This window comes from Amycolatopsis albidoflavus (assembly GCF_039525725.1).
In the GTDB taxonomy this organism is placed as follows: Bacteria; Actinomycetota; Actinomycetes; order Mycobacteriales; family Pseudonocardiaceae; genus Amycolatopsis; species Amycolatopsis albidoflava.
Genome location: NZ_BAAAHV010000012.1, coordinates 1061892 through 1076318 on the forward strand (window position 1 = coordinate 1061892; position 14427 = coordinate 1076318).

Consider the following 14427-nt stretch of genomic DNA (forward strand, 5'->3'; position numbering starts at 1 on the left):
ACCGCTTCTTCTTCCGGTTCGGGCGGCTCGCCGGTCTGGCGCGGCTGCCCGGTCCGGAGCGGCTGGTCGGCGAGGCAGGGAACCACCGTCATGAGGTCGTCATCCCTTTCCCTTCCGGCCGGCGGACCGGTTCCGACGGCTCTCCGGACCCCGGCCGTTCGTGCGGTGCGGGCCCCGGATGGGCTCATCCTGGCGAAGACGGTGCGTCACCGACCAGTTCTACTGGCAGTGTCGCGGTGAACGGTCCCTCAGCGTCGCCCAACGGTTCGAGTGACGGTTTTCGCTACTCTTCGCTGTCACCGATTCGACACCCGGCGGACACTCCCGCGCCGGCTTGTCCAGACCTCTTGACACATCCGCGAACTGCGAAGAACCGGCGCTGACACGGGAATATGCACGTTCATCCGCACATTCGCCGGGTGGAGAAACTCGAGTTCGCCAGAGACAGACACCCGGCAGTGATACACAGAGTGTCACGGCGAGTCGGTTTATTGAGCGGTCAACCGTCACCCACACGAGTGACACGGAGAGTGATCATCGAGCGTAAGCAACGCTCGGCAAACCGGCCCGGATGGAGGTACCCGCCGGAGACGAGGCACACGGACAGGTGCATTCGCGGCGAGTTCGCACATCCTTGCCGTTCCCTCGAGACTGCGACTACTGTTTAGAAGGCAAGCCTTACCTAACTGAATCGGGACCACCATGCCGACCCTCCCCCAGCGCCGCACGCCCGACACCAGACGGCCGCTCCGGGCCTCCGTGCTGCGCGCCGAGCGGACGTCCACCCATTTCGTGACCCTCACCGTCGGCGGGGAGGACCTCGAGGACTTCGCACCGCTCGGATTCGACCAATGGTGCCGGCTGTTCTTCCCGCGCGAGGGTCAGCGCGAGCTGCGCCTCCCCACCGCTTCGAGCAATCGCTGGCTCGCGCAGCACATGCTCATGAGCAGCGCGTCCAGGCCGTGGGTGCGGAACTACACGATCCGCGCGACGCGGCCCGGCGAAGTGGACATCGAGTTCGCGGTGCACGGCGACGGCGGCCCGGCGTCGAGGTTCGCGGAGAACGCGCGGCCGGGCGACGAGGTCGGGATTCTCGACGAGGGAATCACTTATCTGCCGCCGGAAGGCGTGCGGCAGCTTCTTCTCGCCGACGAGAGCGCGATTCCGGCGGCGCTGGCGATCCTGGAGTCGTCGCCGGATCTGCGGGCCACGGTATTGCTGGAGGTCGGTGCGCGGGACGACATCCACGCGGTCGACGTGCCGCTCGGCGCCGACGTCCAATGGCTCGTTCGCGAGGACGACCGGCTGCCCGGCCGGCTCGCGCTCGACGTCCTCGCCCAGCTCGATCTGTCCGATCCGCCGGGCTACACGTGGGTCGCCGGCGAAAGCGGGCTGGCCACCGGCACGCGGCGGTTTCTCACGCGGGAGCGCGGGGTGCCGAAGCAGGCGATCGCGTTCCAGGGGTACTGGAAACACGGCCGCGCCGCACTGGGGTGACGCCGTCAGAACAGCCGTCCGGCGTCGTCGGCGGGCGGCTCCTCCAACTGCAGCAGGAACCGTTTCCGGTCGACGCCGCCCGCGTAACCGGTAAGGCCGCCGCTGCTGCCGACCACTCGGTGACACGGCACGACGATGCTCAGCGGATTCCAGCCGTTCGCGTTGCCGACCGCCTGCGCCGCGCCGGGTTCGCCCAGTTCGACGGCCAGGTCGCGGTACGTGCGGGTCTCGCCGTAGGGGATGCGGGTCAGCAGCTGCCACACGCGGCGTTCGAAGTCGGATCCGCGCAGATCGAATTCGAGGTCGAAAGTCTGCCGCTGGCCGGCGAAGTATTCGTCGAGCTGTTGGGTCACAGCGGCGAAACCGTCGTCGGCGCGCGGGCCGAAGTCGGGGAAGCGCGGGGTCCGGCTGTGGCCGTCGAAGTAGACGGCGACCAGCGCGCTGCCGTCGGCGACCAGGGTGAGGTCGCCGACCGGGGACGCGGCGACGGTGTGCCGGAAGGTCATCTTCTCCCTCCGTGATCGGTGCCACGGAACGGTATCCGGCCGGGTCGCGCGTGAGAGCATCGCCGTCCATGGACAACGGTTTCGCCGACATTCCGACCACGACGCTCGCCGACCTGCTCGGCCGCGGCCAGGTCCTCGACTACGGCGTGCGCCCCTTGTGGGGGCCGGTGCCGCGGATCGCCGGGCCCGCGTACCCGGTGCGCTGCCCGCCGGGCGACAACCTGATGCTGCACGCGGCCATCCACCGCGCGCCCGCCGGAGCGGTGATCGTCGCGGAGTCCGGCGACGTCAACTACGCGCTGGCCGGCGGCAACGTCTGCGCGACTGCTCAGCGACGCGGCATCGCGGGCTTCGTGCTGGACGGCGTGATCCGCGACCTTTCGGAGGTTCGCGAGGCGCGTTTTCCAGTGTTCGCGCGCGGCGTGATCCCGATTCCCGGCACGAAGGCCGCGGTGACGCCGCTGGGCGAGCCCGCGAGGTGCGGCGGGGTGACAGTGCACGCCGGGGACATCGTCGTGGCGGACGAAGAAGGCGTGGTCGTGGTGCCCGGACCTGACGCGGCGCAGGTGCTGGGGGACGCGCGGGCAAAGCTGGCCAAGGAGGAGGCGCAGACGCTCGACGAATGGGCGGAGGCGCACCGGGCGAAGGTGGACGCGGCTCTGGAGGCCGGCGGGTTTCGCGGCTGAAGCGACCGTCGCGGGGCGGGACGTCCGGAGTGCTCGGGCCTCGGCGGGCCTGCGCGAAACAATCGCCGGTGAGGGTGGCGATTGACCTGGTCCGGGTCGGAGAGAGCAGCTGGCGCCTTGGCGGGCGGACCGACCGGCGTCACCGGGCATCTTGGCGGGCGGACCGGGGTCAGTGGGCATCTGGCAGGCGGGCGGACCGGCGTCCCGAACGTCTAGGCAGGCAGGCGGACCGGCGTCAGCAGACGCCGTGGCGGGCGGACCGGCGTCAGCGGGCGACTTGGCGGGCGGACCGGCGTCCCGAACGTCTAGGCAGGCAGGCGGACCGGCGTCAGCAGACGTCATGGCGGGCGGACCGGCGTCCCCGCACTTCTAGGCAGGCGGGCGGACCGGGGTCAGCGGGCCTCTAGGCAGGCGAACCGACCGGCGTCACCACGCGCCTTGGCAACCGGGCGGACCCGCGCCGTCCGTCTCGCCCGGCGGGGACCCCTTCAGGAGCCGAGGGTCTCGGCTGCCGAGCCTTCCGTCCGGTCTATTCCGGCCGGACTGTCCACAAAGGACTCGTTGTCGCCAGTTCGGGGCCGGGTTCCGAGTCGGGCGGGAGGGGGTCGGGGTCGGGCAGCGGACGGTCCGGTCCCGGCGTCACCGGGTCCGGCTCCACCGGGCCGGGCGGGACGGGCTCGGGCGGGGCGGGCGGCGCGGTCGAGCGGGGGCGAAGCATCGCGGACTCCTTTCACTCCCCGATGGGCTACCGCAGACCGGCGGCGGCGAAACATCCGCGCGTCCCCGCCGAGGTCGGCTAGGGTCGAAGGCGGAGCCGACGAACCGAGAAGAGGCGAGACGATGAGCGCGGACAAGCCCGGCGAGCAGCAGCCGCTCGACGCGGAGATCGTGGAGACCCCCGGCCCGCCGCCCGCTGCCCTGCCCGAACCCGACTACAGCGACAACGGCGCCCCGTCGTTCGACTTCGTGCGGGACCGGATCGAGAAGCGGTACACGACGTCGGTCGGCGCGCAGGAGATCGCCGGAATCGGCGGGCCGGAGGACCTGCAGTCGCTGGACAAGAAGATCGCCGACCGCAAGGAGGCGGCGAAGGACAAGCTGGCCGAGATCCGGCGGGCGATGGGGAAGGAATAGCTCCCGCTCGGCGGGGAATTCCGCCCGGGGGCCGGGCGGGATCGACGGCTGCCCGGGCGAGCCGAGGCGAGACACCGAGCCGAGCGGGCCGTCGCGAACGTTGCCGTGCCCGTGCTGGTTCTCGCCGCTGACGACCTCGGCCGCCCCGGGAACCGCCGCTGCTGGGCTCCCCGGCAACGCCGAAAACCACTCTGCACCCGTCAAGCGACCCAGCAGGAAGCCTCGCCGCACCCGTCAAGCGACCCGGCGGAAAGCCGCGCCGACGCTCGACCTCGACGCTCGCTGGCTGGGCCGCCGCGGGATCTGGCGAAGCCGTGAGTTCCCGTAAACACCGCCGCGGAACGCCGCGAATCCGGCCCGACACTGTCCACAATGGACCTGAGCCGCCAATTCCCGTGGCCTCCCCCGCGCCCGTTCTGGTTGAATCGCCCGTATGGCAACCACCGTGCGCGTTCCCGGCCTGGTGCTCACCGAGCACGAGTTCTCCGTCCCCCTCGACCATTCCCGCCCGGAAGGCGCGAAGATCACCGTCTTCGCCCGGGAGGTCGCTGATCCCGACGGGCTCGACCGGCCGTTTCTCGTTTATCTCCAAGGCGGTCCCGGGCACGAAGCGCCGCGGCCGTCGCGCGGGACGCCCAGCTGGTTGCCGCGGGCGTTGCGAGAGTACCGGGTTCTCATGCTCGACCAGCGCGGCACCGGACGGTCCACGCCGGTCGGCACGCTCACCGGCACGCCGGCCGAGCAGGCCGAGTACCTCACGCACTTCCGTGCCGACGCGATCGTGCGCGACGCGGAGTTCGTGCGGCGGCAGCTGGGCGTCGAGAAGTGGAGCGTGCTCGGGCAGTCGTTCGGCGGGTTTTGCACCCTCGCTTACCTTTCCCGGTATCCCGAAGGCTTGGCCGAGGCCTTCTTCACCGGCGGGCTGCCGCCGATCGCGCGGCATCCGGACGACGTTTACCGGGCGACATTCGCCAACTTGCTCGAGCGCAACCGGCGGTACTACCTCCGCTACCCCGGCGACCGCGCCCGCGTAGAGGCGCTGCTGCCGTTGCTCGACGACGGTGCGGTGACCCTGCCCGACGGCAGTCCGCTCACCGCGCGGTTGTTCCAGCAGCTCGGTTACGTCCTCGGCGCCAGCGGCGGCGAGGAAGCGCTGCACTACCTGATCGAGCGCGACCCGAAGTCCCCGGCTTTCGCGCACGACGTCGCCGGCTCGCTGCCCTTCAGCGCGCGCAATCCGCTGTACTCCGTGATCCACGAGTCGTCCTACTCCGACGGGTTCGCCACCCGCTGGTCCGCCGAGCGCGTGCTGCCGGACGAGTTCCGCACCGACCGGACGCTGTTCACCGGCGAGCACGTGTTCCCCTCGCTCTTCGACGACCTCCACAGCCTCCGGCCGATGAAGGAGACCGCGGAACTGCTTGCCGCGCACGAATGGCCGCGGCTGTACGACGCCGACGTGCTGCGCGAGTGCACGGTTCCGGCGGCGGCCGCGATCTACGCCAACGACATGTACGTCGAGCGGGTGTTCTCCGAGGAAACCGCGCGGCTTATCCCGACGTTGCGGCCCTGGATCACCAACGAGTACGAGCACAACGGCGTGCGCGCGGGAGGCGATCACGTGCTCGGGCGGTTGATCGACCTCGTTCGCGGACGCGTCTGACCTGCCGTGAGGGGAACCCTGAGGGACTCTGAGTCCCTCAGGGTTCCCCTCACGGACGGCGCAGCGGGGTCAGGCGACGGTTACGCCGCCGTCGACGGAGTCGGTGGACAAGGTGAGGTCCTGCCAGGCGTCGAAGTCGTCCTGGACGCGCTGGCGTCCGGCGGTGACCAGGCGCAGTGCGTCCGAGCCGAGCAGCAGGTGCACGGGCGGGTTTTCCTCGTCCAGCAGGCTGAGGATGGCGTCGCCCGCGCGGTCGGGATCGCCGATGCCCTGTCCGGCGAGCGCTTGGCGGCGGGTCCGGATCGGGTCGAACAGGGCGTCGTAGTCGGCGATGCCGCGCGGGGCTCGGACCAGCGAGCGGCCGGCCCAGTCGGTCTTGAACGCGCCGGGAGCCACTGCGGTGACCCGCACACCGAACTGGGTGACTTCCTGGGCGAGGGTGTCGGTAATGCCTTCGAGGGCGTGCTTGCTGCCTTCGTAGAACGCGAGGCCGGGGAACGTGGTGTGCCCGCCCATCGAGGTGATGACGAAGATCTGGCCGTCGCGCCGTTCGCGCATGCCGGGCAGGACCGCCTTGATGGTCGCGACCGTGCCGAAGACGTTGACCTCGAACTGGCGGCGCAGCTCGGCCATCGACGATTCCTCGAAGGTGCCTTCGAGTCCGTATCCGGCGTTGGCCACGAGGACGTCGATCGGGCCCAGTTCCGCTTCGGCCTCCCGCACGGTGGGCTCGATCCGGTCCGCCTCGGTGAGGTCGAGGACGAAAGCCCGGGCGCGTTCCGGGTCCAGCGCCCGGAAATCGGCCGCGTGCTGTTCGGTACGCACGGTGCCCGCGACGCGGTGCCCAGCCGCGAGGGCGCGTCGGGCAACGGCGCGTCCGAGGCCGGTGCTGACGCCGGTGATCAGGATTGTCTTGCTCATTGCGAAGTGTCCTTTCGTGGGGCATGACTGCATAGACCCCGCAGGTGCGGCGGGGCCTGGTGTAGGAGCGAAGGTCAGGACTCGGCGGAATCCCGGGCAGGCGCGGGTTCGCGGCCCCAGCTGGCCAGCAGCCGCAGGCGTTCTTGCGAAGGCGAACCAGCCGGGGCGCTGTAGACGACCATCGATTGGCCCGGATCGGCGACCGCGGTGAAGATCTCGTACTGCAGTTCCAGGTCGCCGGCGACCGGGTGGCGCAGGCGTTTGAGACCGGTGCTGCGTTCCCGGACACGGTGTTCCGACCACCACGCCGGGAACTCGGGCGAGCGCATCATGAGTTCGCCGATGAGATTGGCGATGTGCTGATTCCGCGGTTGCGCCGCGGCGGCCAGCCGCAACCCGTGCACGTAGTCGCGGGCGACGCGTTCCCAGTCCCGCCACACCAGGCGGGCCCGCGGATCCAGCAGCGTCCAGCGCGCCATGCTGCGTTCCCGCCGCGGCAGCTCGGCCACGTCGGGAAACAGCAAGGCCCACAACGCATTCCCGCCGACGACCGTCAGATTCCGGTCGCTGACGAACGCCGACGCCAGTTCCATCGAGTCCAGCACCTGCCGCAGCGCCGGACGCAACCGGGACGAATGCTCGGCCCGGTCCAGCCGCTCGGCCGTGGCTCCCGCGAGAGCGAACAGATGCCGCCGCTCGATGTCGTCGAACCGCAGCGCGTCGCAGAGGGCGCGCAGCACCTGCTCGGACGGCTGCCGGGCACGGCCTTGTTCCAGCCGGGTGTAGTACTCGGTGCTCACCCCGGCCAGCTGCGCGACCTCGCCGCGCCGCAGCCCGGCGACCCGCCGTCCGGCGCCGGACTCGGCCGGAAGCCCGAGGTCGTCCGGCGTCAGCCCGGCGCGGCGGGCGCGGAGGAAATCGCCCAAGTCGTTCTTGCCCATGCTTCGAGTCTGCCTTCCGGGCGGTTGATCACCAAGGGCGTAGCTGGTCCTGCCAGTACTACTCAGCGGACCGGGCGAGGATGACCGCGCGGGCTGCCAAATGCAAAGCCAGCCGCTCATCCGGACGCGACAGGTCAACATGCAGCAACTGCTCGATCCGGCCGATCCGCGCAGCAACCGTATTCCGGTGAATCCCCAGTACAGTCGCCGTCTCGGCAAGCGAAGACTCCGCGTCGAGATAAGCCGCGAGGGTCCGGATCAGATCCCCAGGCACCAAAACCAACGGAGCAAGCAACGCGCGCGCAGCAGGCTCGAAGGTGTCCGTCCGCGTCCACTCCAACAGCAGCTGGGCCATCCCGAGCTGGTCCACGTGCAGGAAATGCCCGGTCTCCGGACGCGCCGCAGCGAGGCGGGCGGCGTCGGTGGCTTCGGCGACTGTCGCGGTGAGACCGTCGGCGTGCGGGCGGCCGACGCCCAGGTGTGCGTCGAGCGTCCGGCGCAGGCTGCGGTGCACGGCGCGCAGCCGCGCGGACAGCGCACGCACCCGTTCCGCAGTCGGTTCCTGTTCGAAGGTGACCCAGCCGGTCCAGCCCTCGCCGTGTTCGACGGTGACCGCGTCGATCGATTCGGCCCGGAGTGCGCGCACGACTTCCTGCGTCCGGGAGACGGTGTCGACGTCCGCAGGCACACCGATGCGCAGGCCGACGTGCCAGCCGCCGAGTCGCCAGCCCGCGTCGGCAGCGCGGCGACGCAGGTCGGAGCCGGGTTCGGTGTCTTGGCGCAGCAAATCGCCCAGCAGCGCGGACCGGGAACGGGCGTCGCGTTCCAGTTCCAGGCGGTGGGCCAGCAGCCAGCGCTGCACGGCGCCGGCGGCGACGGCCAGCGTCGCGGCGACGACGTCCGCGCGCGGGGACTTGGCTCCGGGCAGTTCGGCGGCCAGCCACACCGACGGCTGCGGCAGCACGGCGGGATGGGCGAGCAGGACGCCGTCCGCGAGGGCGATGCGTTGCGGGACCGGCTCGTGCACTCGCACGCGGGCGGCGTCGGCGAGTTCACCGGCCAGCACATCGCCACGGTCGTCGAGGACGGCGACGGGAGCGTCCAGCAGCCGCCGCAGCACGGTCACGATCTCCTCGGGCGGACGCAATCGCTCGCCGAGCGCCCGGTGCGCGGCCAGCACGGCGTCCGCGCGGTCGATGTCGGGAGCGGCCAGCGCGAGGCGGGCGTCCACGAGCAGATCGAGCGGATCGGCTGAAGTCACCAGCAGTGGCACCGACAACCGTTCGGCCAGAAGTCGTGACGCGGCAAGCGGTTCGGCTCCGGGGAGCAGGACTCCGGCGGCTCCGGCATCCGCGCACCGGCGCAGGAGGGCGTCGATCTGCCAGTCGGAACCGAGCGGACGGACTACCACCACCAGTTCGCCGGAAGCGGGGATGCCGGACGCGTCCAGGGCGGCTTTGACCGTCCGCAGTGGACGATCCAAACCGGACTCGCCGGAGCAGACCCGGACCGGACCGGCCCACGAGGGCAGAGCGAGCAGCTGACGGATAATCACCGGGCTGCCACCGGATCGCAGTCGATTCCGTACGCGCGCGGTTCCAGCAGCGGGCGGCGTCGCGGATCGGTCCAGAACGGGGAAGCGGCGAGACACACGACGTCCACCTCCACGCCGGCGCGGATCGCGTCGCACTGCAGCGGGATGCCGGTTCGGCGGTCGAGCACCGACAGAATGTCCGGAGTGGACGCCACCGGCAGCCCGTCCCGCAACGCCAGCAGGTATTCGTTCTCCATCTCCAGCCGCAGCAACGCGCCGTCGCGATGATCGGTCAGCGTCGCCGAGCCGCGGCCGAATCCGGGGTGTCCGTGCTGCCCGGGGCCGATGTGCCGCGACACCTCCAGCACCCGGCCGCGGGCGAGAACCCGGCCGTCGAGGGCGGTTTCCAGCGCGGCGAGGTCCGGGCTCTCCCCTGCCGCGAGCACGCGGGCACCGAGGGCGAGGGCTTCGCTCGTCGTGCCGACGACGGCGTGTCCGGCCAGTTCACCGGCGGGGATCGGGGCGAGCGCGATCGCCGCCCAGCCGCCTGAGCTGGCCAGGAACGCGCGGATCCCGCTCTCGACCACCGAGGCCGCCGCCGCGGCGAGCACCACCACGCGGCCGCCGGGTTCGGCCATCGCCGCCGGAGCGACGCCGCGGCCGGTCGCGGCGACCGAGAGCTGGTCGAGTCTCGGCAGCCCGCGCCCGGAAAGGTCCGCGTCCGCATAGGCCAGACCCAGGTCCTGGGCGGCCACCAGCGGCAGCAGGCCGTTCAGGCCGCCGATCTCGATGGACATCAGCGCCTGCGCGCGCTGCCCGGTCCAGCGTTCGATCGCCGCGATCGCCGAGGCGAATTCGTCGCCGCTGGGCAGCTTCTCGGCGAACGCCGCGGTCGCGCCGACGATGCCGGTCGGCACCACGAGGGTGTCCGGCGCCAGGTCCGCGACAGCGTGCACGACGGGTTCGCGGCCGGATTCGGTCAGCCGCCGCAGCAGCACCGCCGCGGTGACGGTGTCCCCGCCCCCGCCGGACCCGAGCAGCGCGACGCCGCGTTCGAGTGCCGGCACGTCCGCGGCGGTGATGCGCATGGCTGGTCAGCGTATCAGCGGAGGCTGTACCCGCCGTCCGGATACAGCGTCGAGCCGGTGGTGTAAGTGCTGGTGAACAGGTACAGCACGGCATCGGCCACTTCGGACTCCCGGCCGACGCGGTGCAGCAGAGTGTCCGCGCGGTACTGCGCGAAACTCGATTCCCGCGCGGCGGCCGGACGCCCGGCCCACAGGTTCCCGTCGATCGTGCCCGGCGACACGACATTCACCCGTACCGGTGCCAACTCCACCGCGAGTCCGCGACCGAGGCCCTCGATCGCCGCATTGCACGCCACGTACGCCGGTGCCGCGGCAGGCGGACGCACGCTCGCGACACCGGACATCAGCACCACCGAAGCATCCGGCGACAGCTTCGGCGCGGCGTGCTTCACCGCGTGGTACTGGCCCCAGAACTTCGTGACGAACGGGCTTTCCGCCTCCTCGTCGCTGAGGTCGCGCATCGGGCCGACGGTGTAGGACGCGGCGGGCGTGAACAGGTGGTCGACCCGGTCCAGCGCGCCGAAGAACTCGGCCAGCGACGCCTGGTCGGTGGTGTCCACGGCCTGCCAGGTCGCAGTCGGGCCCAGTTCCGCGGCGGCCGCGCGCAGCTTGTCGCCGGTCCGGCCGCCGAGGTGGACCAGCGCGCCCGCCGCCGTCGCGCGCCGGGCGACCTCCAGCCCGATCCCGGAACCGCCGCCGAGCACCACGACCACCCGGCCGTCGAGCGAAGTCACGAAGCCACCTCCACAGGGACGAAATCGTGCGGCAGCCCGAACGCCGCCGGGCCGAACGTGGCCAGCGCCTCCGGGGTCCGCATGAGCGGCGGCGTCGAGATTCCGACCACGGTGACGCGCTGGCCGTAGCGCAGCGTTTCGGTGGTGATCGGCTCGGCGGATTCCGCCTCCAGCACGCAGATCAGGTCAGGGACCAGGCAGCGCACTTCGCCGTCGACGAGCGCCACCAGGTTTTCGTTCTGGAAAAGGATTTCCAGCTTGTGGTCGCCCTCGAAGGACACGACGGCGGCGCGTCCGCGGGCGAACCCTTCTTCGGTGCGACGTTCCACATCGGACACTTTGCCGCGGAACAACACCCGCAGATGCGGGTACAGCGTGTCGCTGAGCGCGGTCGCCAATGCGGCCACCGGATCAGCGTTCTCTTCTCGCGCAAGGCGAATCGCGCGGCCGACGCTCAGCGCGAGCGAAAGCGTCCGTGGCACGGCCGTGCGTTTGACGTCCGCGCCGCTCATCGAGTACTCCGCGATGTGTGCGACACCGCCGAGCCGGATGGTGATCCCGCGCGCGAGCCATTCCATCCGGCGGTTGTCCGCACCGGTGTCGATCACCGTGGTTTCACCGCGTTCCCCGGCGATTCCCATCGGCGAGCCGGGGACGCCGTACACGCCGAACGTCTCCATCTGCAGTTCCGGGAACGCCCGGCCCATCCCGTCGGCGTCCACCACCGGAAGGCCGAGCCGCGCGCCGACGACCAGCGGGATCATCGAGTTGATGCCGCCGCATTCGATCGGCATCGTCGCGTCGGCCTTCGCGCCGAGGCGCTTTTCCAGCGCCCGCAAGGCAAGTTCGGGTTCGGCGCCGTTCGGGAGCTTCTCATGCACGACGGTCGGCGCGCCCATCTGCGCGGTCGGGATCACGAGGGCGTCATCGTCCAGATCTTCCGGGTCGAGCACGGTGACAGGTCCGTGCTCGCGGATCGCCTCGCGCACCAGCAGCCGTCCGACGTACGGGTCGCCGCCGCCACCGGTGCCGAGGACCGCTGCTCCGCGAGCGAGGTCTTCGAGGTGGTCTTCGGTCAGGATCCAGCTCATCCCGCGACCCCGATCGGGTCGAGGTCGTAGCCGAAGTACCGCGGACCGGCCAGCGCGATGCCTTCCGGGGTGTGCCAGCGCGGATCCGCCGGGGCCGCGATCACCGTCACCCGCTGGCCGTAGCGCAGGCCCTCGGTGGTGACGGCCTCGCCGGACTCGCGGTCGAGGGTGCAGATGAGGTCCGGCACGGAAGCGCGCACCTCGCCGTCGACCTCGGCCACCAGGTGCTCGTTCTGGAAGCGCAGCAACATTTCCGTCCCGGTGTCACCGTCCATTCCGGACAGCCGGGCTTCGCCGCGGGCGAACCCGGTGACAGTGCGGCGGGCGACGTCGACGACCTTGCCGCTGAACAGTGTCTGGCCGCGCAGCCGCGCCACGACGCGATCCACGGGGTTCTCGTGCGCCTCGCGCGCCTCTCGCACGAGCGCGCCGAGTTCCGCGCAGAGCGTCAGCGTGCCGGGCACCATCGATTCACGGGCCTGCGCGCCGGACATCGCGTAGTTGCTGATCATCGCCGAGCAGCCCATGTCGATGGTCGCCGACCGGGCCAGCCGCTCCGCCCAGTGATTGTCCACAGTGTCCAGTACGCCGCGGTTGCCCTTCTCGTCCGCAATGGACATCGGAGTCGCGCGGATTCCGTACAGGGTCGGCAAAACCATCTGCAGTTCCGGGAACGCCCGGCCCATGCCGTCCGCGTCCACCAACGGCAGGCCCAGCTGCGCGGCCGCGACGACCGGGATCAGCGAGTTCACGCCGCCCGCTTCGGCACAGGCGATGTGCGTGAGTTCCTTGCCCAAATAGGTGGCCAGCGTCCGGGCGGCGAGCCCGACCTGTTCGGCGGACGGCAGTTTCTCCACCATCACGGTCGGCGCGCCCATCATCGCGACCGGCAGCACCACCGCGTCGTCGTCCAATTCGGACAGTGACACCAGCGGGACCGAACCATGCTCGCGCACGGCGGAATGCGCCAGCAACCGGCCGATGTACGGGTCTCCCCCGCCGCCGGTGCCGAGGATCGCCGCGCCGCGCGCGATGTCGTCCAGGTCCTTCTCGGTAATCTCAGCCATCGTTCACGCCCCCAGTTGCAGGTCGCCGACCGCCTTGACCCGGATCCGGGTGGCGTTGCCGGGCAGGTACGGGATCGGCACCTCGTCGAAGTCGACGATGCCGACGGACGCCGGGCTCGCCCCGGCGGCCACCGCGCGGTCGACCGCTTCCTGCTTCGCCTCGTCCACCACGGCTTCGCGACGGCCGGGCTCGATCACGTACACCCGGTCGACCTCGCCGCCGATCTGCGCGATCGCCGCGCCGATCGCGTTGGCCACCGCGTAGTGATCCGGCCGGCGCACCTCGCCGGAACCGGCCAGCTCGTCCGGCAGCAGCACCGAACCGCCGCCGACGGCGACCACCGGGAGCGGCTCGGACGACGTGCGCATCCGGTCCACGACGTCGGAAACGTCCGTCGCGATCCGGTCCAGCGCCGCCCGCACGAAGTCCCGGTCGAGGTGCGCGACCAGCGACGGATCGCCGATCTCGGCACGCCCGGCGGCGACCGCGATGTCCGTGGCGGTCAAGGTGTCTCCGCCGAACACGAGCGCCTTCGAGGTCAGCTCGTAGCCGACGGAATCCGGTCCGACGGTCACGCCGGACGCGTCGCCGCGCACCCGGCTGCCGCCGCCGATGCCGATCGACAGGACGTCCGGCATCCGGAAGTTCGTGCGGATCCCGGCCACGCTCACGTCCGTGGTCGCCTCGCGCGGGAAACCCTGGCGCAGCACGCCGACGTCGCTCGTGGTGCCGCCGACGTCGACCACCGCGCAAGTGTCCAAACCGGACAGCACCGCCGCGCCGCGCATCGAGTTCGTCGGGCCGGACGCGAAGGTCGCCACCGGATAGCGCCGGGCGAAATCGACGTCCATCAGCGTTCCGTCATTCTGGCTCAGGTACAGCGGCGCGGTGATGCCCGCGCCGGTGACCGACGCGGCCAGACCGTCCACGATGTGCGCCGCCAGCTCGCGCAGCGCGGCGTTGATGACGGTCGCGTTTTCCCGCTCCAGCAACCCGATCCGGCCGATTTCGTGGGACAGCGAGATCGCGACGTCCGGCAGCTGCGAAGCGATGATCTCCGCCGCCCGCGCCTCGAACTCCGCGTTCACCGGCGAGAACACCGACGTGATCGCGACGCTGCGAACCCCGGCCGAGCCCATGTCGTCGGCGGCCTTGCGCAGTTCGCTCTCGTCCAGTTCGGCGATGTGCCGTCCGTCGAACTCGTGGCCGCCGTGCACCAGGTAGCTGCGCCCGGACACCGCGTCGACCAGCCGCTGCGGCCAGTCCACCATCGGCGGCAGCGACGCGCCGGCGGGCAGGCTCAGCCGCACCGCCGCGGTCGGGGCCAGCCGGTGCGCCTCGACGAGCGCGTTGATGAAGTGCGTGGTGCCGATCATGACCGCCCGCACCGCGGCCGGGTCGAACGCGCGCTGCCGCTGCAGCCCGTCGATCGCGGCGACGATGCCCGAGGTGACGTCCTCGGTGGTGCTGGTCTTGATCGAGGCGAGCACCTCGCGGCCGTCCAGGAGGACCGCGTCGGTGTTGGTGCCGCCGACGTCGATGCCGATGCGCACGAAGAAATCTC

14 protein-coding genes are annotated in these 14427 nt (G+C 71.1%); 4 read left to right on the plus strand and 10 right to left on the minus strand.

Going from position 1 to position 14427, the window contains the following annotated elements; all coding sequences use genetic code 11:
- Positions 1-702 precede the first annotated feature (702 nt).
- Positions 703-1497 carry a siderophore-interacting protein gene (locus tag ABD156_RS23160; protein ID WP_344277273.1) on the plus strand — a complete coding sequence of 265 codons (795 nt, stop codon included), beginning with the start codon at positions 703-705 and terminating at the stop codon, positions 1495-1497.
- 5 nt (positions 1498-1502) lie between these two features.
- On the opposite strand, the gene ABD156_RS23165 is transcribed toward ABD156_RS23160, so the two are convergent.
- A complete protein-coding gene (locus ABD156_RS23165) occupies positions 1503-2003 on the minus strand; it encodes a methylated-DNA--[protein]-cysteine S-methyltransferase (protein ID WP_344277276.1) in 501 nt (166 codons plus the stop codon).
- Positions 2004-2071: 68 nt separating this feature from the next.
- Between ABD156_RS23165 and ABD156_RS23170 the strand changes: the two genes are divergently transcribed.
- Positions 2072-2689 carry an RraA family protein gene (locus tag ABD156_RS23170; protein WP_344277278.1) on the plus strand — a complete coding sequence of 206 codons (618 nt, stop codon included), beginning with the start codon at positions 2072-2074 and terminating at the stop codon, positions 2687-2689.
- A gap of 529 nt (positions 2690-3218) precedes the next feature.
- Here ABD156_RS23170 and ABD156_RS23175 read toward each other — a convergent pair.
- Positions 3219-3407: a hypothetical protein gene (locus ABD156_RS23175; protein WP_344277280.1), complete on the minus strand. Its 189-nt coding sequence runs from the start codon at positions 3405-3407 to the stop codon at positions 3219-3221.
- Between the two features lie 122 nt (positions 3408-3529).
- Here ABD156_RS23175 and ABD156_RS23180 point away from each other — a divergent pair, with 122 nt between their 5' ends.
- Together ABD156_RS23180 and ABD156_RS23185 are read left to right on the plus strand one after the other, a co-directional pair.
- The gene (locus tag ABD156_RS23180; protein ID WP_344277283.1) at positions 3530-3823 is read left to right on the plus strand and encodes a hypothetical protein; all 294 of its coding nucleotides are present in this window, start codon (positions 3530-3532) and stop codon (positions 3821-3823) included.
- Positions 3824-4256: 433 nt separating this feature from the next.
- Positions 4257-5486 (plus strand): alpha/beta fold hydrolase, encoded by a 1230-nt coding sequence (locus tag ABD156_RS23185; protein ID WP_344277286.1) that lies wholly within the window; start codon positions 4257-4259, stop codon positions 5484-5486.
- A 69-nt stretch (positions 5487-5555) separates the two neighbouring features.
- Here the strand turns inward: ABD156_RS23185 and ABD156_RS23190 are convergent, their stop codons facing one another.
- From ABD156_RS23190 to ABD156_RS23225, 8 genes are all read right to left on the minus strand, one after another.
- Positions 5556-6407 carry an oxidoreductase gene (locus ABD156_RS23190; RefSeq protein WP_344277289.1) on the minus strand — a complete coding sequence of 284 codons (852 nt, stop codon included), beginning with the start codon at positions 6405-6407 and terminating at the stop codon, positions 5556-5558.
- Between the two features lie 74 nt (positions 6408-6481).
- Positions 6482-7348 carry a helix-turn-helix transcriptional regulator gene (locus ABD156_RS23195; RefSeq protein WP_344277292.1) on the minus strand — a complete coding sequence of 289 codons (867 nt, stop codon included), beginning with the start codon at positions 7346-7348 and terminating at the stop codon, positions 6482-6484.
- Between the two features lie 58 nt (positions 7349-7406).
- On the minus strand, positions 7407-8903 hold the full coding sequence (locus ABD156_RS23200) for a helix-turn-helix domain-containing protein (protein WP_344277295.1): 1497 nt from the start codon (positions 8901-8903) through the stop codon (positions 7407-7409).
- Positions 8900-9970 carry a DUF917 domain-containing protein gene (locus ABD156_RS23205; RefSeq protein ID WP_344277298.1) on the minus strand — a complete coding sequence of 357 codons (1071 nt, stop codon included), beginning with the start codon at positions 9968-9970 and terminating at the stop codon, positions 8900-8902. The genes ABD156_RS23200 and ABD156_RS23205 overlap by 4 nt, the downstream gene beginning before the upstream one ends.
- Before the next feature lie 14 nt (positions 9971-9984).
- On the minus strand, positions 9985-10704 hold the full coding sequence (locus ABD156_RS23210) for an SDR family oxidoreductase (protein WP_344277301.1): 720 nt from the start codon (positions 10702-10704) through the stop codon (positions 9985-9987).
- Positions 10701-11795: an S-methyl thiohydantoin desulfurase family protein gene (locus tag ABD156_RS23215; protein ID WP_344277304.1), complete on the minus strand. Its 1095-nt coding sequence runs from the start codon at positions 11793-11795 to the stop codon at positions 10701-10703. Before ABD156_RS23215 ends, ABD156_RS23210 begins: the two co-directional genes overlap by 4 nt.
- Positions 11792-12862 carry an S-methyl thiohydantoin desulfurase family protein gene (locus ABD156_RS23220; protein ID WP_344277307.1) on the minus strand — a complete coding sequence of 357 codons (1071 nt, stop codon included), beginning with the start codon at positions 12860-12862 and terminating at the stop codon, positions 11792-11794. The genes ABD156_RS23215 and ABD156_RS23220 overlap by 4 nt, the downstream gene beginning before the upstream one ends.
- A 3-nt stretch (positions 12863-12865) precedes the next feature.
- Positions 12866-14416 carry a hydantoinase/oxoprolinase N-terminal domain-containing protein gene (locus ABD156_RS23225; protein WP_344277310.1) on the minus strand — a complete coding sequence of 517 codons (1551 nt, stop codon included), beginning with the start codon at positions 14414-14416 and terminating at the stop codon, positions 12866-12868.
- Positions 14417-14427 lie beyond the last annotated feature (11 nt).

What these genes read in the sequence shown, in the direction of transcription:
- ABD156_RS23160 (WP_344277273.1), top strand. Translation starts at nt 703, where the DNA reads ATGCCGACCCTCCCCCAGCGCCGCACGCCCGACACCAGACGGCCGCTC.
- ABD156_RS23165 (WP_344277276.1), bottom strand. Translation starts at nt 2,003, where the DNA reads ATGACCTTCCGGCACACCGTCGCCGCGTCCCCGGTCGGCGACCTCACC.
- ABD156_RS23170 (WP_344277278.1), top strand. Translation starts at nt 2,072, where the DNA reads ATGGACAACGGTTTCGCCGACATTCCGACCACGACGCTCGCCGACCTG.
- ABD156_RS23175 (WP_344277280.1), bottom strand. Translation starts at nt 3,407, where the DNA reads ATGCTTCGCCCCCGCTCGACCGCGCCGCCCGCCCCGCCCGAGCCCGTC.
- ABD156_RS23180 (WP_344277283.1), top strand. Translation starts at nt 3,530, where the DNA reads ATGAGCGCGGACAAGCCCGGCGAGCAGCAGCCGCTCGACGCGGAGATC.
- ABD156_RS23185 (WP_344277286.1), top strand. Translation starts at nt 4,257, where the DNA reads ATGGCAACCACCGTGCGCGTTCCCGGCCTGGTGCTCACCGAGCACGAG.
- ABD156_RS23190 (WP_344277289.1), bottom strand. Translation starts at nt 6,407, where the DNA reads ATGAGCAAGACAATCCTGATCACCGGCGTCAGCACCGGCCTCGGACGC.
- ABD156_RS23195 (WP_344277292.1), bottom strand. Translation starts at nt 7,348, where the DNA reads ATGGGCAAGAACGACTTGGGCGATTTCCTCCGCGCCCGCCGCGCCGGG.
- ABD156_RS23205 (WP_344277298.1), bottom strand. Translation starts at nt 9,970, where the DNA reads ATGCGCATCACCGCCGCGGACGTGCCGGCACTCGAACGCGGCGTCGCG.
- ABD156_RS23215 (WP_344277304.1), bottom strand. Translation starts at nt 11,795, where the DNA reads ATGAGCTGGATCCTGACCGAAGACCACCTCGAAGACCTCGCTCGCGGA.
- ABD156_RS23220 (WP_344277307.1), bottom strand. Translation starts at nt 12,862, where the DNA reads ATGGCTGAGATTACCGAGAAGGACCTGGACGACATCGCGCGCGGCGCG.